General features: G+C 42.6%; 19 protein-coding genes. 5 read left to right on the top strand and 14 right to left on the bottom strand.

Annotated elements, in window-relative coordinates:
• Positions 1-35: 35 nt before the first annotated feature.
• Positions 36-833: an SDR family NAD(P)-dependent oxidoreductase gene (locus FAY30_RS16450; protein WP_149870885.1), complete on the bottom strand. Its 798-nt coding sequence runs from the start codon at positions 831-833 to the stop codon at positions 36-38.
• Between the two features lie 32 nt (positions 834-865).
• A complete protein-coding gene (locus FAY30_RS16455) occupies positions 866-1828 on the bottom strand; it encodes an MBL fold metallo-hydrolase (RefSeq protein ID WP_149870886.1) in 963 nt (320 codons plus the stop codon).
• Between the two features lie 471 nt (positions 1829-2299).
• Between FAY30_RS16455 and proC the strand changes: the two genes are divergently transcribed.
• The 3 genes from proC to namA all read left to right on the top strand — a co-directional run bounded on the left by proC (position 2300) and on the right by namA (position 5450).
• Positions 2300-3142: a pyrroline-5-carboxylate reductase gene (proC, locus tag FAY30_RS16460; protein ID WP_149870887.1), complete on the top strand. Its 843-nt coding sequence runs from the start codon at positions 2300-2302 to the stop codon at positions 3140-3142.
• Between the two features lie 66 nt (positions 3143-3208).
• Positions 3209-4357 (top strand): glycosyltransferase family 2 protein, encoded by a 1149-nt coding sequence (locus tag FAY30_RS16465; protein WP_190284672.1) that lies wholly within the window; start codon positions 3209-3211, stop codon positions 4355-4357.
• A 73-nt stretch (positions 4358-4430) separates the two neighbouring features.
• Positions 4431-5450, top strand: a complete 1020-nt coding sequence (namA, locus tag FAY30_RS16470) for an NADPH dehydrogenase NamA (protein ID WP_149870888.1) — start codon at positions 4431-4433, stop codon at positions 5448-5450.
• Between the two features lie 54 nt (positions 5451-5504).
• On the opposite strand, the gene rnz is transcribed toward namA, so the two are convergent.
• Positions 5505-6428, bottom strand: a complete 924-nt coding sequence (rnz, locus tag FAY30_RS16475) for a ribonuclease Z (RefSeq protein WP_149870889.1) — start codon at positions 6426-6428, stop codon at positions 5505-5507.
• Between the two features lie 210 nt (positions 6429-6638).
• Between rnz and zwf the strand changes: the two genes are divergently transcribed.
• Positions 6639-8120: a glucose-6-phosphate dehydrogenase gene (gene zwf / locus FAY30_RS16480; RefSeq protein WP_190284941.1), complete on the top strand. Its 1482-nt coding sequence runs from the start codon at positions 6639-6641 to the stop codon at positions 8118-8120.
• A gap of 42 nt (positions 8121-8162) precedes the next feature.
• Here zwf and FAY30_RS16485 read toward each other — a convergent pair whose 3' ends face one another.
• From FAY30_RS16485 to mce, 4 genes are all read right to left on the bottom strand, one after another.
• Positions 8163-9440 (bottom strand): DNA polymerase IV, encoded by a 1278-nt coding sequence (locus tag FAY30_RS16485; protein WP_149870891.1) that lies wholly within the window; start codon positions 9438-9440, stop codon positions 8163-8165.
• Between the two features lie 83 nt (positions 9441-9523).
• Positions 9524-10645 carry a tripeptidase T gene (locus FAY30_RS16490; protein ID WP_149870892.1) on the bottom strand — a complete coding sequence of 374 codons (1122 nt, stop codon included), beginning with the start codon at positions 10643-10645 and terminating at the stop codon, positions 9524-9526.
• Positions 10646-10733: 88 nt separating this feature from the next.
• Positions 10734-12284 (bottom strand): acyl-CoA carboxylase subunit beta, encoded by a 1551-nt coding sequence (locus tag FAY30_RS16495; protein WP_149870893.1) that lies wholly within the window; start codon positions 12282-12284, stop codon positions 10734-10736.
• A gap of 1 nt (position 12285) precedes the next feature.
• Positions 12286-12699 carry a methylmalonyl-CoA epimerase gene (gene mce / locus FAY30_RS16500; RefSeq protein ID WP_149870894.1) on the bottom strand — a complete coding sequence of 138 codons (414 nt, stop codon included), beginning with the start codon at positions 12697-12699 and terminating at the stop codon, positions 12286-12288.
• Positions 12700-12858: 159 nt separating this feature from the next.
• On the opposite strand from mce, the gene prli42 reads away from it, so the two are divergent.
• Complete coding sequence (prli42, locus tag FAY30_RS27040) at positions 12859-12954, top strand: stressosome-associated protein Prli42 (RefSeq protein WP_150136693.1); 96 nt, start codon at positions 12859-12861, stop codon at positions 12952-12954.
• Positions 12955-13187: 233 nt separating this feature from the next.
• Here the strand turns inward: prli42 and FAY30_RS16505 are convergent, their stop codons facing one another.
• The 7 genes from FAY30_RS16505 to scpA form a co-directional block, all read right to left on the bottom strand.
• Positions 13188-13700, bottom strand: coding sequence for a L,D-transpeptidase (locus FAY30_RS16505; RefSeq protein WP_149870895.1), 513 nt, complete (start codon positions 13698-13700; stop codon positions 13188-13190).
• A 104-nt stretch (positions 13701-13804) separates the two neighbouring features.
• Positions 13805-14527 carry an amino acid ABC transporter ATP-binding protein gene (locus tag FAY30_RS16510; RefSeq protein ID WP_149870896.1) on the bottom strand — a complete coding sequence of 241 codons (723 nt, stop codon included), beginning with the start codon at positions 14525-14527 and terminating at the stop codon, positions 13805-13807.
• Positions 14520-15179: an amino acid ABC transporter permease gene (locus FAY30_RS16515; protein ID WP_149870897.1), complete on the bottom strand. Its 660-nt coding sequence runs from the start codon at positions 15177-15179 to the stop codon at positions 14520-14522. Before FAY30_RS16515 ends, FAY30_RS16510 begins: the two co-directional genes overlap by 8 nt.
• A gap of 63 nt (positions 15180-15242) precedes the next feature.
• Positions 15243-16025, bottom strand: a complete 783-nt coding sequence (locus tag FAY30_RS16520; protein ID WP_149870898.1) for a transporter substrate-binding domain-containing protein — start codon at positions 16023-16025, stop codon at positions 15243-15245.
• 234 nt (positions 16026-16259) lie between these two features.
• On the bottom strand, positions 16260-16697 hold the full coding sequence (locus tag FAY30_RS16525; RefSeq protein WP_149870899.1) for a BrxA/BrxB family bacilliredoxin: 438 nt from the start codon (positions 16695-16697) through the stop codon (positions 16260-16262).
• Between the two features lie 94 nt (positions 16698-16791).
• Positions 16792-17910 carry a methylmalonyl Co-A mutase-associated GTPase MeaB gene (gene meaB / locus FAY30_RS16530; RefSeq protein ID WP_149870900.1) on the bottom strand — a complete coding sequence of 373 codons (1119 nt, stop codon included), beginning with the start codon at positions 17908-17910 and terminating at the stop codon, positions 16792-16794.
• Entirely contained in the window at positions 17911-20052 is a 2142-nt protein-coding gene (gene scpA, locus FAY30_RS16535; protein WP_149872752.1) for a methylmalonyl-CoA mutase, read from the bottom strand.
• Positions 20053-20065 lie beyond the last annotated feature (13 nt).

Here is a 20065-nt window from a genome sequence, read left to right on the forward strand (position 1 = left end):
AGCTGCCCCCAAATGACTCAAGACAGCCTTTCCATCTACTTTGAATTTAGCATTCGTTTCCCAATACGCTCAAACATCCGGGGAAAAAGAACGTACAGTGCGCTCCCCATGTTCATCCAGCGCGGCAGATTGACCTCCCTAGTCCTGGTCAGCATGCTTTCGACAACTTTCCGAGCGACAAATTCGGGCTGGAGCATGAACCGCTGCACATTTTTTACGTACGTGCCTCCTTCATCGGCAATCGTAAAAAAGTTGGTGGCAATCGGTCCAGGGTTCACGGTTGTCACTTGGACATTATAATCACCAATTTCCATTCTTAGGGCATTCGAATACCCAAGAACGGCATGTTTGGTAGCTGAATAGACACTTGATTTTGGCGTAGCAATTTTCCCTGCCTGCGAAGCAATATTAATAATATGGCCAAATCGCCGAGCGCGCATCTTTGGCAAGACCATGCTAGTACATGCCATCAGCCCGACCACATTGACATCAAACATCCCTTTGATTTCGTCTAAAGTGGCCTCGTGGGCTTCACGAAATACTCCAAAGCCGGCATTATTCACCAGTATATCAATGTCTCCGATTGATTCAAATATCCTGCGAAAAACAATCTGAACCTGATCTGTGTCAGACACATCAAGTCGAAAAAAGTCCACTTTCACCTGATACTTCTGCTGCAATTCGGTTTGCAGCTGCTCAAGTTTATCAAAGCTTCGTGCCAGCAGGACAAGATTGGCACCGCTCGCCGCACAAAGCTTAGCAATTTCCGCACCGATTCCACCAGATGCACCAGTAATCACAATATTTTTACCTTTTAACTGCTCCCTAACCATCATAACACCTCATCAGAGTTGGCCCCGTACAACTAATGTTTTGCTTCAAATTGGACGGGATGACTTTTACTACTACTAATTTCTCCGATAGAGGCCAAATAGTCAAGCTGGGCAACTGTTTCTGAAATGGTCAACAGCGGCTCACGCTGATAGACAGCAGGAAAAAGGCGCTTGCAGATTTCAAATACCGTAAGCCGTTCCTCTTTTAACCAGCGATTCACCGTCATCGCCCGCTCGTGCTGCCGTGAAAGTCTTTTTTCAATTAATTCCTCAAGCTGATAAACTTCCTCCCCATGTCCTGTGTAAACACACTTGATAGGATACAATAATAGTTTTCTCATTGAGTCGTTATGCTGCAGCTGCGGCTTCGGCCTTTCAGTTTCACCCGGTGCCGGCGGTTCAAGCAGTGGATTCGGTGAAATATGAGCTAGAATGAGATCGCCGCCAATTAAGATTCCGTCCTGTTCCCGGAAAAGCGCAATTTGACTTTGGGCATGACCTGGTGTTTCAATGACCTGCCACTCACTCAGCCCGGAAGGTCTCATTCCTTCAACAAGGGTCCCGGTTAATGAGCGATTACATGAATATTTTAGGTTTTTTCTTAGTTTAGAAAGTAAAGGGATATACTCCGCTGGCAGTCCGAACTCCTGAAATTTCTCCTTAAAAAAATCTTCTTGTATTTGAAAGAATTCTTCAGTTGGATGAATCCAGCGTTCATTTAAGGGATGACCATACACCTCGACAGAATCCGGAAAAAAGTCGAGCATTCCCGAATGGTCAGGATGATGATGAGTAAGAACCACCTGCTCAATATCATCCGGTCTTAGATCCAATTCAGCCATCTGCGCTGCAAGTGAATCCCAGCATTCTTCCGTTTTCACTCCCGCATCAACAAGCGTTAACCGTTCCCCCTTAATCAAATAGGCATTTACATTGCCAACTGCAAATGGCGTTGGTAAGATTATTTTGGCAATTCCATCTTTCCATCCTGTCATATCAAAAACTCCCTTAGTATTATTGCTGCATAAAATAATTCTCCAAATGAATATTGTGAACATTGTTTAATACATTTAGTGTAGCGATTTTCACGCTAAATGTCATTATTTCTAGATAACTTTTTAGAAAAAATAAAAAATTCGTAATATTTATCTCTTGACAGACAGGCTGCAATTCAAGGATAATCACTAGTAAAATTTGATTCGTAAAAAGCGATGAGTAAGGCCAGTAAATGTGGTATGGCGAAAGAGAGTGAAGTTCGACGGCTGAAAGACTTCACCGCCCTCTTGATCATTGAACCTACCTTATGAGCACTTAGGAAAACCTAACGGAATCCCACGTTATCGGGAAAAAGAGTGAACCCTTTTGGAATCAAACAGGGTAAATGAAGGTGGTACCGCGGAAGCAAGACCTTTCGTCCTTTTTGGATGAAGGGTCTTTTTGTTTTTTATGAAAAAGGAGGAATAGTAATGAAGAAAATTGCTATTGTCGGCGCAGGTTCGATGGCAGAAGCGCTCATTTCAGGTATTCTCGAAAATGGTTTAATTGATCGAAAAAATATTTGGGTAACAAATAATTCAAATGCAAACAGGTTAAAGGGTCTCAACGACCGGTATGGCATTCGCAGCACCTATGATTTACATACACTTTTTGACAATGCCGATATTGTCATGTTAGCGATGAAACCTAAAGATGCGGACTCAGCAATCGCTAAGATTCGTGAGCATCTAACGGAACAGATGCTGGTGGTTTCTGTATTAGCAGGCGTTTCAATGAATACAATCGAAACATTAGCAAGAAAATCGCTTTCGATTGCTAGAGCGATGCCTAATACCTCGGCAGCGGTTGGAAAATCGGCAACCGCTATTGCCATAAATAGCCGAGTTACTGATGTGCAGCTCGAATCAGCGGAGCAGCTCTTTTCTACAGTAGGTTTAGCAAGGTTTGTTGAGGAAGAACAGCTTGATGCGGTAACCGGATTGTCTGGGAGCGGCCCTGCCTATATTTATTATCTCATCGAGGCAATGGAAAATAGTGCTGCTGGGATTGGTCTAGAAAAAGAAATGGCACAAGAACTTATTGTCCAAACGTTAATTGGCGCCGCAGAAATGGTAAAAAACTCTTCCAAATCACCAGAACAATTACGGAGAGAAGTAACAAGCCCCGGCGGAACTACGGAGGCAGGAGTGAAGATTCTAGAGGAACATGGGGTGCAGCAAGCCTTTATTTCTTGTATTCAAGCAGCCACAGCTCAATCGAAAAAGATGGGTAATGCCTTAGATTCGCAGCTTAGAGTTGGTAAACTCTTTTAAAAAGTGGTATGTTTACCCCCCTTTACCTTAAACTAAATAAAAGATCTTTAAAAAAGGGCTGGGGAAATGGAAACTATTTTAATCATTTTATTTTCATTAGGTCTACTTGTTTGGCTTGTTTTTCTTTTAGATGCACTGATTGGTTTTCGAAATTTAGACGCTCTTGAAAAAGAAGCTAAACTCGAAACGGGACCGTTATTGTCGGTAATCGTGGCAGCGCGAAATGAAGAAGAGCAAATCAGGGCAAGTATCCTAAGTCAGTTGAAGCAAACCTATATAAATGTCGAATGGATTCTGGTTAATGACCGATCCACCGATGACACCGGTAAAATCATGGACGAATTGGCGGAAGCAGATACGCGAATAAGGGTATTTCATATCAATGGATTGCCTAATGGCTGGCTTGGTAAGAATCACGCCTTGTATAAGGGGACGCTTCAAGCTTCGGGGAGATGGCTGTTGTTTACCGATGCGGATGTAAGATATGAAGAAGATGCGTTCGCCAAGGCGCTGCATTACTTTGAAAGACACGAGTTAGACCTATTAACAGCAGCCCCAAATCTAAACGCCAGCCATTTCTGGCTGAAGTCATTTGTTGCCTTTTTCTTGTTTGGATTTTCCTATTTTAAACGACCTTGGATGGCAAACAATCCAAAGTCCAAAATTGGAACGGGGATTGGCGCGTTTAATCTGGTTTCCAAAGCAGCGTATAAATCATTTGGCACGCATGAAAAAATAAAAATGAGACCGGATGATGACTTGCAGCTGGGGATGAAAATGAAACGGGCAGGTTACCGTCAGCGAATTGTTACGGCACTTCACCTGATCGAAGTGGAATGGTATGGGAGCTTGAAAGAAGCCTTCATCGGGCTTGAAAAAAATACATTTGCCGGATTAAATTATCGCATCAGCATGGTATTTTTTTCGATATTCGGAGTTTTCGTTACAAATGTCCTTCCATTTCTGACGATTTTTTCACCCAATAAAACCATTGCCCTTCTTAGCTTGGGGAATATTGTACTCAGCGGAATTCATTATTGTCTCATTATCAGGAGAATGACTGTCTTCTCCCCTGCCTTGTTTCTTGTATTACCAATTACAGCATTACTTTTTATCTATTCGATTATTCGGGCAAGTTTCCTTACTTTTAAGCGTGGCGGCATTGTCTGGAGGGGTACCACTTACCGTTTAAGTGAGCTGCGGGAGAAGGAGTAAAAGCAGAATTTTACATTATTTTTTTGGCATTTGCTATACTATAACTGGTGTAGAGAACAGGAGGGATAGCAAAATGGCAGCAACATTATTTTCACCCTATACGATTAAAGGAGTTACATTTAAAAATAGAATCGTGATGGCACCGATGTGCATGTATTCCAGCCATAAAGAAGACGGCCATGTGCAAAACTGGCATCGGACCCATTACACAACGAGAGCCGTTGGTCAGGTTGGTCTGATTATTGTCGAAGCAACGGCGGTAACACCGCAAGGCCGGATTTCTCCTCAGGATTTAGGCATCTGGAGTGATGAGCATGTGGAAGGATTCAAGGAGCTTGTTGGTCTAATGAAGGAGCACGGTGCGAAAACCGGGATTCAGCTTGCCCATGCCGGCCGGAAAGCTGTTTTGGAAGGCGAGATTGTCGCCCCATCAGCCATTGCCTTTAATGAAAAATCTAAAACACCTAAGGAAATGACGAAAACCGAAATAAACGAAACGGTCGAGGCCTTTAAAAAGGGAGCAGAACGTGCCGCAAAAGCCGGATTTGACGTCATTGAGCTCCACGGTGCCCACGGATATTTGCTTAATGAATTCCTCTCACCGCTTTCTAATAAAAGAAGCGACGAGTATGGGGGCTCGGCGGAAAACCGTTACCGTATCCTGAGCGAGGTCATTGATGCTGTTAAAACCGTTTGGAACGGTCCATTATTTGTCAGAGTATCCGCTCACGATTACCATGAAGATGGATTAACCGCAGAAGACTACATAACATTCGCCAAGTGGATGAAAGAGCAGGGTGTCGATTTAATAGATGTCAGCTCAGGTGCAGTTGTCCCGGCACGTATTAACGTATTTCCTGGGTATCAGGTAAAATATTCAGAAACGATTAAAAACGGTGCAGACATTGCAACAGGTGCTGTAGGTTTAATCACTTCTCCGATCCAGGCGGAGGAGATTTTACAAAATGACCGAGCGGACCTAGTCTTCTTAGCCCGCGAACTACTGCGCGATCCATACTGGCCGCGCACAGCTGCCAAAGAACTAGGTGTGACCATTGAGCCGCCAAAGCAATACGAGCGCGGCTGGATTTAAAATTCTCAAAGCAAAAGCACTTGCCATCTTGATACAGTGGTAAGTGCTTTTTATTTACTTAAGTGGGATATTTATTTCTTTAAAGTCTTCAGCGATCTCTGTATGCGGAAATACTTCCTTCGCTTCCTCCACTAATTCACGCCAAGCATTTCGGTCGTAACGCGAGCTAATATGGGTTAAGCATAGCTTTTTACTCCCCGCCCTTAATGCAATATCTGCGGCCTGATGGGTAGTCGAATGGAAATAATCGAAGGCAAGCTTTTCTTCCCCTTTTGAAAAGGTAGCTTCGTGGATTAAAAGGTCGGCATTTTCCGCTAACAACAGCGCATTTTCACAATATCTTGTATCCCCAAGAATGGTTACAATCCTGCCCTTTTGAGCGGGTCCAAGAAACTCACCGGGTTCAATTACCCGGCCATCCTCAAGTATAACGGTTTCTCCATTTTTGATTCTGCGAAAAATCGGCCCCGGCTGTACCCCTGCTTCCAACAGCTTATCCGCGAGCAATGTACCCGGCCTGTCCTTTTCGACAATCCGATAACCGTAAGATGGAATCCCGTGTTCAAGCAGCCGTGCTTGGACTGTAAACTGTTCATCTTCCAAAATAACGCCCTCATCAATTTCGATCACCGTCAAAGGATATTTTAAATAAGTCTGACTTAAAGATAGACTTACATGAATATATTCCTTAATCCCTTTCGGCCCGTACACCGTGACCTCAGATTCCCCGCCTTGAAATGAGCGGCTCGATAAAAGACCTGGCAAACCGTAAATATGATCACCGTGGAGGTGGGTAATAAAGATTTTTTCAATCCGTCTCGGTTTTATCGAAGTATGTAAAATTTGATGCTGCGTAGCTTCTCCCGCATCGAATAACCAAATTTCCCCGCGCTCTTCCAGCAATTTAAGCGCAATCGAGGTCACATTGCGCAGCTTGGCCGGCATTCCAGCCCCCGTTCCTAAGAAAAAAACATCCACAATTAGGTAACTCCTTTCATTTCCGTACGATTATTAATAGTGTAAATATATCACAAACCACACTCAGATGCTCTTTAGAAAAAATAAATTGTTACATGCAAAACAAACTATTTGCGAAACCTAAGCGAAAGAGATAAATTTAATACTTGATAAACCATTTACTGAGTAATTAGTCATTGAGAAGAGAGGGTTCAAAACGTGGAGCAAAACATGACTTCATTAATAATGATTTTTGGAGCTACCGGCGATTTAGCAAAACGGAAGCTATTTCCTTCCCTTTATCGTTTATTTTCTAAAAATAAACTGGATAAATTTGCAGTCATTGGTGTGGCGAGAAGAACTCTATCTAACGATGAGTTCCAGCAATCCGTGAAAGAATCGGTTATATCCGCATTAGGAGATAAGGATAATCTTGATCAATTTATCTCCCATTTTTATTATCAATCACATGATGTGGCGGATTCAAGCTCATACATAACCTTACGAAAATTTGCCGACCAGATTGATGAAAATTACCAACTCGAGGGCAACCGCATCTTTTATTTGGCCATGGCTCCGGAATTTTTCGGCACAATTGCTGTACATTTAAAATCGGATGGGCTTACAGAGGTCACAGGCTATAAACGGCTTGTAATCGAAAAACCTTTTGGGCATGACTTAGCATCTGCCAGAGAATTAAATAAGCAAATTAGAAGTGCTTTTTTAGAAAAAGAAGTTTACCGGATTGACCATTATTTAGGGAAAGAAATGGTTCGAAACATTGAAGTCATTCGTTTTGCCAATGCCATTTTTGAACCGTTATGGAATAACCGTTATATTTCAAATATTCAAATCACCTCAAGTGAAACGCTTGGTGTCGAAGAACGAGGCCGTTATTACGAAACAAGCGGCGCCTTAAGGGATATGCTGCAAAACCATATGCTGCAAATGGTGGCGCTGCTGGCAATGGAACCGCCGATTAACCTGACAACGGATGAAATACGTTCGGAAAAAGTGAGAGTGTTTCGGGCATTAAGAACGGTCGAAGGGGATCAAGTGAATGATTATTTCGTTCGCGGCCAATATGGTGAAGGTGCAATAGAAGATAAGCAAGTTCCAAAGTATCGTGATGAGGTAATGGTGGATAAGGAATCGAATACTGAAACCTTCGTTGCCGGAAAAGTCATGATTGATAATTTCCGCTGGGCCGGTGTTCCTTTTTATATCCGCACGGGGAAGCGTATGTCGGCGAAATCGACGAAAATTGTTGTTCAATTTAAGGACATTCCGATGAATTTATATTATCAAACCGATAAACTGCTCAATCCGAACCTGCTCGTCATTCACATTCAGCCCGAAGAAGGAATTACCCTGCATCTGAATGCCAAGAAAGCAGGCGGACACTTAGATGCGCAAGAGGTGAAACTAAGTTTCGCTAATACAGGAGTCCATGCAATGAATACCCCTGAAGGCTATGAGAAACTTCTTTACGATTGCATGCGCGGTGATGCCACTAATTTCACTCATTGGGATGAAGTCGCCTATTCTTGGGCATTTGTAGATAAGATCTCGGATGCATGGGCAAAAACAAAAGCAGACTTTCCTAATTACGAGTCCGGATCAATGGGACCTAAGGAAGCAGATGAGCTGTTAGAAAAAGACGGGCGATTCTGGTGGCCTGTAACAGATCTAGATGTCGATATATGTAAGTAAACGGCAAAAGCTCCACTTTGTTTAATTGGCAAAGTGGAGCTTTTAATGTTCGTCTTTATGTTTCTCAGGGAAAGAACGAAGAAAGTCCTTATTAAAGCTCGTCCCGGTTCCGATTTTATGTGTCGGGTCAACATGGTGGGATCCAGCGTTTTCAATAATATTTTTCCCGTATTTATCCCGAAGATGAGAGAGCGTTTTAAGCAGCGGCTCTTTTTTGGCATCCTTTTCATAGGAAAACAAATCCAACTGTTTATAGGCATGATCATGATCTACTAGATCATTACCGGTAATCCCGAGCAAACGAATGGGGTCTCCATTCCATGATTTTAGAAACAACTGCTTTGCAGAGGCGGCGATATCCTCTTTTAGATGAATAGGATTGGGCAATTTCTTGCTTCTAGTAATTGTCCTCCTATCCTTATACCTGATGGTGATCGCCAAGGAGGATGCGAGAACATTTTTTCGCTTTATTCTAATAGAAACTGTTTCTGCCAGGGATTCAAGGACATGAAATAGCTCTTGTTGATTGCTGATGTCTCTAGGCAGTGTGGTGGAATTGCCAATGCTCTTAAACTCCTCAATCGATTCTGGATCAACCGGCCGCTGATCCACACCATTTGCCCGCTCTTTGATTCGCAGCCCATTAATACCAAGAAGTGATTTCAGTTGAATTTCATTCCCTTTTGCTAAGTCGCCAATCGTGTGAATACCAATCGTTGTCAGTTTTTCTGCGGTCTTTTTTCCTACGCCATGCATTTCATTTGTATGTAACGGCCAAAGGACCGTTGGGATATCACGTTTACGAAGAATTGTAATGCCCATTGGTTTCTTCATATCAGAGGCCATTTTGGCTAAGAATTTATTCGGAGCAATACCGATACTGCTTGGCAAATCAAGCTGTTCAAATATTCTCTTTTGAATACTATTAGCAATTTCAATCGGACTGCCAAATTCAAAGCTCTCGGTGATATCCATATAGCCCTCATCAATCGAAACCGGTTCAACGAGAGTGGTATATTGTCTTAGAATGTCAAACATGCCCATTGACGCGGCCCTGTAGCGGTCAAAATTGGGTTTCCTAACGATTAACTGCGGGCATAATTTCTTCGCTTCCCATAGCGGCATAGTTGTTTTCACGCCAAACTTCCTTGCTTCATAGCTGCAAGTGACAATGATCCCGCGGCGCTCCTCAGGATTGCCCGCAATCGCTAGCGGTTTGCCCTTCAGTGCAGGATCATAGGCCATTTCAACCGACGCGTAAAAACTATTCATATCCACATGCAAAATGACTCGCCCGTTCTTCGGATACATTTCTTTCACATTGAACACACCTTTAAAACATATATTCATCTTTAGTATAGCAAAAAGGAGAACCGTTTAGGCCCTCCTTTGAATAAATGCCATTATTGATTTGTCACTTCGTCGATCAGCGCAATGGTCATTTCTGCAAGCTTATACAACTCTTCAAGTGGCATCCGCTCGTTTGTCGTGTGGATTTCCTCATAACCAACAGCAAGGTTTACCGTTGGAATGTTGAAGCCATTAAATACATTGGCATCACTGCCGCCGCCGCTATGCTGCAATTCACAGCTTCGGCCGATTTTAGCTGCTGCTTTACGGGCAATCTCAACCACGTGATCACCCTCGCCAAATTTGAAGCCTGGATACATTACTTCTACTTCAACTTCGGCACGGCCGCCCATTTCAGCTGCCACTGTTTCAAATGCTTCTTTCATTTTGCTAACCTGCGCTTCCATCTTTTCAGGGATCAGCGAACGGGCTTCCGCTAATATATCAACCCGGTCGCAAACGATATTGGTAGCTTGACCGCCTTCGAACCGGCCGATATTTGCTGTCGTTTCATGATCAATTCTTCCAAGCGGCATTCTTGCAATGGATTTTGCTGCTATTGTAATAGCAGACACGCCTTTTTCAGGTGCCACACCGGCATGGGCCGTCTTACCGTAGATGACAGCTTTTACCTTTGCTTGTGTCGGTGCTGCAACAACGACATTACCAACTAAGCCATCGCTATCGAGGGCATAGCCATATTTCGCTTTAAGTAATGATGGGTCGATCGCTTTAGCGCCGTGAAGACCGGACTCTTCACCGACCGAGATCACAAATTGAATCAAGCCGTGTGGAAGTTTGTTTTCCTTTAAAAGGCGGATGGTTTCAAGCATAACGGAAATACCTGTTTTATCATCGGCACCTAAGATCGTTGTTCCATCGGTCACGACATAGCCATCTTTAATCGACGGCTTCACCCCTTTAGCAGGTGTAACGGTATCCATATGGCAGGAGAAATAAATCGGATCGACCCCTTCTTTGGTTGCTGGAAGCGTGCAAACCAAGTTTCCCGCTCCATGGCCAGTTACCGCCATTGTATCGTCTTCAAAAACATCGAGACCTAAATCAGCAAATTTTTGCTTTAACACCTTTGCAATCTCAGCCTCGTATTTTGTTTCTGAGTCAATTTGTACAAGTTCTAAAAATTCATTCAACAGACGTTCTTGATTCACCATAATATTGACCCCTCCATGTTATGTACTCACTATTTCAGTATACCTCTTTCTTCTTCTAATCATCAAATGATAGAGATGATGAGCAACATTAAAGCGGGATATTTCCATGTTTTTTGTAGGGTCTGGATTCTTTTTTATTTCGTAGCATTTCCAACGCTTGAATCATTTTAATTCGCGTTTCCCGAGGATCGATGACATCATCGACCATGCCTCTGCTTGCCGCCACATATGGATTAGCAAACTTTTCGCGGTATTCATCAATTTTCTGTTGTCTTGTCAGTTCCGGATTTTCACTATTATTAATCTCTTTGGCAAAGATAATATTAGCAGCCCCCTGCGGCCCCATAACGGCAATTTCCGCGTTTGGCCAGGCAAACACTAAGTCAGCACCAATCGACTTACTATTTAAAGCCACATAGGCACCACCGTAGGCCTTTCTTAAAATAACCGTCAGCTTCGGCACGGTAGCTTCTGAATAAGCAAATAGAATCTTTGCTCCGTGGCGGATGATTCCCCCATGCTCCTGTTTAACCCCCGGGAAAAAGCCGGTCACATCTTCAAACGTAATGATAGGGATATTAAAAGAATCACAGGTTCGAATAAACCGTGCTGCTTTATCGGATGAATCAATATCCAATCCTCCTGCCATGACTTTCGGCTGATTGCATACAAGTCCAACTGTTTCGCCTTTGATTCTTGCAAACCCAACGACAATATTTTTTGCAAAGTCCTTTTGAATCTCCATAAAGGAGTCAGCATCGGCAACTTGCTCAATGACTTTCCGGACATCATAAGGCCTTACCGCATCAAATGGAATCACATCAGTTAAATCCGGACGATAATCGTTTTCATCCTCCACTTTCAGTGCAGGCGTCTTTTCTTCATTGTTTTGCGGCAGATAGCTTAATAGTCGGCGCACATTTTCCAGCACTTCCGCTTCTGATTCTGCTTGGAAATGGGCATTGCCACTAATGGAGTTATGAACATTTGCGCCGCCAAGATCCTCCGCAGAAATTTTCTCGCCTGTTACCGTCTCGATTACTTTCGGACCAGTTATGAACATTTGGCTCGTTTTTTCGACCATAAACACAAAATCAGTAATCGCCGGTGAATAGACAGCACCACCAGCACAAGGTCCCATAATGACGGAGATTTGTGGAATCACACCGGAATAAATCGCATTTCGATAAAAGATATGTCCGTACCCATCAAGGGAAACCACACCCTCTTGAATCCGTGCCCCACCGGAATCATTCAGACCAACAAATGGCGTCCCATTTTTCGCTGCTAAATCCATGACATTGGCTATTTTTTTTGCATGCATTTCCCCTAATGCTCCGCCAAAAACAGTAAAGTCTTGCGAAAATAAATAAATGGGCCGGCCATTTACTTTCCCATACCCTGTTACTACACCGTCGCCAGGACCCTTTAACTCATCAAGACCGAAATCATTTGTCCGGTGCTCTATAAACGGATTTAATTCGACAAACGTACCGTTATCTACTAACAGCTCGATTCTTTCTCTTGCCGTCAGTTTTCCCTTATCATGCTGTTTCTCAATTCGCTCGTCACCGCCGCCAAGTTCAACTTCTCTGCGTTTATCATATAATTCATTTATTTTTTCATAGATGTCAATCATCTTACCCCTTCATCCCTTTCTTCTCACAAAGCTCGAATAAAACACCTGCTGCTGATTTTGGATGCAGGAAGGCGATATCTGCCCCTCCTGCACCGGGTCTTGGTTTTTCATCAATCATGCGGATTCCGTTTTCTTTCATTTCGGCAATTCTGTCTTCAATTGAGGTAACACCAAGTGCAACATGGTGGATTCCCTCACCACGTTTTTCGATAAATGCAGCAATTGAACTTTCCGCCGATGTCGCCTCTAAGAGTTCCAGTTTCGTTTCACCTGCCTGCAAGAATGCAACTTTGACCTTTTGGCTCTCAACCTCTTCAATTCCTAAAAGCGATAAGTTTAACACTTCCGTATAAAAAGGAAGCGTATTCTCAAGAGACTTCACAGCAATTCCAATATGGTCGACCTTTTTAATCATGTATACCCCTCTGTTCCATTATTAAAATTTATTCGACAATTATGGTATTCGGTAAAAAGTTCATAAATCCTTCCCAAAATTGCTAAGTAGTTCCGTTGTCCATTTGAGTTTTTCCCTGTACAATAGAATGAAAGCCTAAATGATAGGGAGGTTCTATTTTTGAAAAATAAGAAAACTAGAAAATTAATTGTTTATTTAATGCTTTTTGCCATGCTTGCTTCAACTCTCCTCATCGGAATCGGGTCATTACTGTAATAAACATATATAAAGGGACTGCTCATTTGTGCAGTCCCTTTTCCTTTAAAGATTAAGAATTATAAAATTTGGACTTTGAGAAATGTCCAGCTCCAGCACCCTAGCGGCTAGTGTCCTTCGCTCTCCGCCCTATGATAAGTCAACATCGATTCGCCTCCGGCTCATCGTGTTTCCTTTATCTCAGTTGGAGTGCTCCAGGCCATACGCCGCTGACCAGGGTGCTTGCGCTTTTCTTATTCAATTGCACCATTTTCTTGCGCTAACTTCTCAAACGACTTTTTTGATGAAACAACTAATATTTTTGTCCCTAATGGGATTAGAGGAAATAGTGAGGAAATGACCTCGTTTTGGCTGCGAATGCAGCCTTGAGAGACATATTTTCCAATTGTAGCAGGCTGATTTGTTCCATGAATGCCATAAGTCCTGCCGTCCGTATCCTTTGCATCAAAGCCAATCCATCTGGGCCCAAGCGGATTCTTTGGGTCTCCTCCGGGAATGTTTCCTCTTCGATAATAGGGCTCTTTTGCTTTAACCGTAATCGTAAACAGACCTTCCGGGGTCAGGTCCTGCGTTTTGCCTGTTCCAACACTTATGACCGTTTGGACTTTATTTTCATTTATAAAAGCCAGTTCATTTTTCGTTTTATTGACAATCACAAACGGGTCACCTGGCATAGGATTTGGCCCTAACGGCCAAATAGGAGAAATAAAAAAAGCAATCAGGATCGGTGATAGGATTTTTATCATTGGAGCCACCTTCCTTTTTTTCCATAGTTTGCAACAAACAAATCGTGATTATTCTTTTAAGTAAAAGAAAAAAGATGATCCAATTAGGACCATCTTTTGCGTCATTATAGCATTTTTTGCAAGAAATCCTGGGCACGCTGGCTCTTTGGGTTAGCAAAGAATTCGTTTGGCGGAGCATCTTCTACAAGGACCCCTCCATCAAGAAAAAGAACTCGGTCAGCCACTTCCCTGGCAAAGCCCATTTCATGTGTCACTATGGCCATTGTCATCCCGGTATGGGCAAGTGATTTCATTACCTCTAACACCTCTTTGACCATTTCAGGATCAAGAGCCGATGTCGGCTCATCGAAAAGCATAACCTCAGGCTCCATCGCTAATGCCCGGGCAATTGCCACCCGCTGCTTTTGCCCGCCAGACAATCTGGTTGGAAATTCATTCGCTTTTTCCGATAACCCTACTTGCTCTAATAGCCCAAAAGCAATTTTTTCTGCTTGATCCTTTGACAGCCCTTTAACCTTAATCGGTGCATAGGTAAGATTTTGCAAAACTGTTTTATGTGGAAATAAATGAAAATGTTGAAACACCATGCCGACATTTTGTCGTACCTTCATGATGTTCGTTTTTTTATCGGTAACATCTTGCTTCCCTACCCAAATCTTCCCATTTGATGGTTCTTCGAGTAAGTTTAAACAGCGAAGAAAGGTAGACTTTCCGGATCCTGATGGGCCGATGATTGCGACTACTTCCCCTGTTTCAATAGAGGTCGTAATGCCTTTTAACACTTCAAGTTTTCCATAATTCTTGTATAAATTCTCTACCTTAATCACTGCGTCTCATTCTCCCTTCAAGTGCTTTCCCTAAGAAGGTCAAGGTAATAACCATTAAATAATAAATGAATCCGGCAATTAATAGTGGCTCAAAGAAAGAATAATTATCTGCCCCTACCTGATAAGACCGGCGCATGATGTCCATTACTCCAATTGATGTAACAATCGCTGATTCTTTTGTAAGTGAAATAAATTCATTCATTAAAGCTGGAAGAATATTTTTTAATGCCTGTGGAAGAATGATATCCCACATCATTTTTCCGTATGGTACACCTAACGCCATTGCGGCTTCCTGTTGACCTTTATCAACCGCCAGAATTCCAGCGCGAATAATTTCCGAGATATAGGCACCAGAATTTAGACCGAAAGATAATATGGCCGCTGTATATGGCTCAATTTGATAACCCAATACTTGTGGCGATCCATAATAGATTAACATTAATTGCAGAATCAATGGTGTTCCCCGAAAAATCGAGGTATACACATTTGCAAACCAGTTTAAGATTTTTATCTTGCTTATTTTAAATAATGATAAAATAGTTCCAAGTACAAACCCCAATACCCCTGCAATGATTACAATTTGAAGGGTAACTAAAATACCTTTTAATATATACGGCATGGAGGGAATGAATGGAGCAAAGTCTAAATTCATTCATCATCTGTCCTCTCTATCAAAAATGGAGAGACGTTCATTTTGAACGTCTCCAGGCAAATCTTATTGTTCCCCTCCGAACCATTTTACAATCAATTCTTGTAGTTCGCCATTTTCTTTCATTTTCTTTAATTCCTTGTTGAACTTCTCTGTTAAATCGCTATTCTTCGGAAACGCAATTGCCGATCCCGCTTCATCCGGGTCATCACTGATTGCAAAACCATTCAATTCCTGTTCTTTTTCCATAAAACCTTTTGCCACAGTATCTTCAATAATAGCAGCGTCCAAACGGCCTGATTTTAATTCTTGGATAAGATCTGGAATACGGTCGCGGTTTTCAATTTTAATTGGAACTTGTTTATTGATTTCATCTGCCTTACCTTCTTGAATCGATCCTAGTTGTACTCCGACTGTTTTACCTTTCAAATCTTCCAATGTTTCAATACCACTGGCTTTTTTCGAAATAATTAAGTGCGAGGCTGTATAATAAATATCACTGAAATCAACGTTTTTCTTTCTTTTCTCAGTAGGTGACATACCGGCTAAAACAAAATCTGCTTGTCCTGATTTAAGCGATTGAACTAATCCGCTGAAATCCATATCCTTAACTTTCACTTCATATCCAAGCTTTTTGGCTAGCGCATTTGCTAAATCGACATCGAAACCGATAATATCATCACTTTTTCCTGTTTCCACGTATTCGAATGGCGGATAGTCAGCAGACGTAGCCATGACTAACACCTTTTTATCTCCGCTTTTCTTGTTCGCTTTTTCACCTGTACCACATGCTGCGAGTAAACCCACCATCATGATCATTGTTGCAACTATAACAAGTGCCTTTTTCATTTGCTTTCCCCCTATAATTTATCTGAAAATTCTACACATTAGTTCGAACCATTCCATGCATCATTTTCAAGATTAATAGTTTTGTTTTTTTAATAATTATTCAATGTAATGAATTTTAACACAAACTAATAATTATGCAAATATATTCTTAAAAATTCGTTTTAATTTTTTTACAGTAATTTTTTCCAAAAAAATAGGGTTAATCTCTGTATTGAGATTAACCCATAAGATTCCCTAAAACTCTTCGCAATATTCATCAAATTCCTTTTGCAGTCTTGAAACGACCATCGCAGGATCGAAGCCTTCAATTTGATGTCTTTCTACCATTGAACAAATCTTTCCGTCCTTTAATAGGGCAAAAGAAGGTGAGGATGGCGGATAGCCAGTGAAATAGCTCCGTGCTGTTTCCGTTGCTTCCTTATCCTGTCCTGCGAATACAGTTACAAGGTGGTCAGGGCGTTTATCGTAATGAACCGCATGTGCTGCCGCTGGTCTTGCCACACCGCCGGCACAGCCACAAACCGAATTGATCATGACTAAGGTTGTTCCCTTTTGTGTTAATGCTTCTTCTACATCCGCAGATGTTTTTAGTTCTTTATATCCAGCTGACACGATTTCTTGACGTGCCTGGTTAACCACATCATTCATGAAAAAGTTGAAATCCATGCTCATAAAAAATCTCTCCTTCAATGTTTTGTGCATAATTACATCATAACAGTAAAAATACGTTTTTTCCAATCTGAAAAACCAGCCGACAACGGAGGGCTCAATCTTTTAAAAAGGTTTTGAATAACGTTTCTACAGCAGTCGCTACAGTGGTTTCTCCTGCAATAACCTCATTTTCCAATTTGGGTAATTCATTTTTAACACCGGTATGATGATAAAAATAAAATTGTAACTGGTCGCTAATCATCGAATAAAGCCATTCTCGGGCTTGAATTTTTCGCCTATTGTCAAACACCCCAGTGCTTTTTCCGGTTTGTTCAAACGATTGAATAATTTCCCAGATTTCACTGATTCCTTCATGCGTCATAGACGAACATGTATATGCCTTTGTTGCCCAGCCTTTTGTGGCCGGCTGCAGGAAATGGAGAATTCGGTTATATTCTTTTCTTGTCTGCTCTGCTTTAAGTTTGTTTTCACCGTCTGCCTTATGAATGAGGATGGCGTCAGCCAATTCCATAATTCCTTTTTTCATTCCCTGCAGCTCGTCACCTGCGCCAGTCAGCACAAGAAGCATGAAAAAGTCAACCATATCGCGAATAATAACCTCACTTTGGCCAACCCCAACCGTTTCAATTAAAATGACGTCGAAGCCAGCAGCTTCACAAAGCAACATCGCTTCACGCGTTTTTCGATGAACGCCTCCAAGCTTTCCAGCTGTTGGGGAAGGGCGGATAAAGGCTCTTTTGTTTCTTGACAGTTGTTCCATTCGTGTTTTATCGCCAAGAATACTGCCGCCGCTAATACTGGAGCTTGGATCAATAGCTAACACAGCTACTTGGTGTCCCAAACTGCAAAGGTAGGTGCCAAACGCCTCAATAAAGGTGCTTTTGCCAGCACCAGGGACACCGGTAATACCAATCCGAATCGCTTTTCCACTGCTCGGCAGCAGTTTTTGCAGCAGCTGCTGTGCTTTTTGAAAATGCTGTTCAGCATTGCTTTCCACTAACGTAATCGCCCGGGCCAGGATACTTCGATCTCCGTTGATCACCCCTTCATAAAGTTCATCAACTGCGGGCTCCGAGGATTTGCGTTTTTGAAAGCGGATATTTTTCTGAAGGGCACCTGCTTTCCCCTCCAGTTCCCGCCCCTTCCTAACAATACTTGAAATGCTATCCGGGTTATTCGGGTCGCTCCATTCCGGCTTATAATCGGTACTCATTTATTGTGCCACTTCCTCATAACCGAGTCGCTTATAAATTTCCTTGATGACCTTCTGTGCCGCCACAGGGATAATGGTTCCCGGACCGAAGATAGCTGCAGCACCATGATCGTATAAAAATTGATAATCCTGAGCTGGAATGACCCCGCCGATGACCAGTAAGATATCTTCTCGTCCTAATTTTTTTAATTCTTTCCCGAGCTGTGGCAATAATGTTTTATGCCCGGCGGCAAGTGAGCTCATCCCAATCACATGGACGTCATTTTCCACAGCCTGCATGGCCGTTTCTTCTGGTGTCTGAAACAATGGACCAATATCAACATCAAACCCAAGATCAGCGAAGGCCGTAGCAATAACTTTCGCCCCTCGGTCATGGCCATCCTGCCCCATTTTCGCAATGAGAATCCTTGGACGTCTTCCCTCATTCTCAAGAAATTCATCAGTCATATTTTTTACTTCTACGATTTCTTCCTCATTGCTAAATGCGGTACTGTAGACACCGCTAATGGAACGGATGATTGCTTTATGTCTGCTGGCAACAAGTTCAACTGCATCGGATATTTCCCCAAGTGTTGCCCTTACTCTTGCCGCCTTTACAGCCAGTTCTAATAAATTTTGTTCCCCTGTTTCCGCCGCTTTTGTCAAAGCGTTAAGTGCCTCTTTTACTTTTTCGTCATCTCGTCCGGCCTTTAAGGCATTTAATTTTTCAATTTGTTTTAACCGGACAGCCGTATTATCGATGTCCAAAATATCAATTGCCTCTTCTTTTTCAAGGCGATAGCGGTTGACACCAATGATCGTTTCCTTTCCGGAATCGATTTGCGCCTGCCTTCTAGCTGCAGCCTCTTCGATTCTCATCTTCGGCAGACCGGTTTCAATCGCTTTTGCCATGCCCCCAAGACCTTCAATCTCTTCAATATGTGTCCATGCTCGATTGACAAGTTCATCGGTCAGCTTTTCTACATAATAAGAGCCCGCCCATGGGTCGATTACGTTTGTAATTCCCGTTTCTTCTTGTAAAAATAACTGAGTGTTACGGGCGATTCGTGCCGAGAAGTCAGTTGGCAGGGCAATCGCTTCATCCAAAGCATTGGTATGCAGCGATTGGGTATGGCCCATTGCTGCCGCATGTGCCTCGATCAGCGTTCTCGTAACATTGTTAAACGGATCCTGCTCCGTCAAGCTCCAGCCGGATGTTTGGGAATGTGTACGAAGTGCCAGCGACTTTTCGTTCTTTGGCTGAAATGACTGCATCATTTTTGCCCAAATCAAGCGCGCCGCCCGCATTTTAGCGACTTCCATAAAGTAATTCATCCCAATCGCCCAGAAAAATGACAATCTCGGGGCAAAAGAATCAATCTCAATTCCCGCTTTAAGTCCCGTCCTGACATACTCCAAGCCATCGGCAAGTGTATAAGCCAATTCTAAATCAGCAGGCGCCCCCGCTTCTTGCATGTGATAGCCGGAAATACTAATACTATTGAATTTTGGCATATACTTGGATGTGTATTCAAAAATATCCGCAATAATTTTCATTGACATTTCAGGAGGGTAGATATACGTATTACGCACCATATATTCTTTTAAAATATCATTTTGGATGGTTCCTGATAATTTTTCTTGACTCACACCTTGTTCCTCAGCAGTCACAATAAAGAAGGCCAGGATTGGCAAAACAGCGCCGTTCATTGTCATCGAAACAGACATTTGATCTAGAGGAATACCGTCAAAGAGTGTCTTCATATCAAGAATCGAGTCGATCGCTACACCCGCTTTTCCGACATCCCCCATAACACGTGGGTGATCGGAGTCGTAACCGCGGTGGGTGGCTAAATCGAAGGCTACCGATAATCCCTTTTGGCCCATCGCCAGATTACGGCGGTAAAAAGCATTGCTTTCCTCAGCCGTTGAAAATCCTGCATACTGTCTTACCGTCCATGGACGGTTCACATACATCGTTGGATACGGTCCTCTTGTAAATGGAGGGAGCCCGGGAAGATCATCAAGATGTTCAAGTCCTGCCCGGTCTTCTTTTGTATAAAGCGGTTTTAAAGAAATTTGTTCATTTGTTTCAAACAATAAATCATCAAGGGAATGATCAATTTCCTGGTTCACTTTTTCTAGCCATTCGTCCTTTGTCATGTATGGCTGCCCA

The organism is Bacillus sp. S3, assembly GCF_005154805.1.
In the GTDB taxonomy this organism is placed as follows: domain Bacteria; phylum Bacillota; class Bacilli; order Bacillales; family Cytobacillaceae; genus Neobacillus.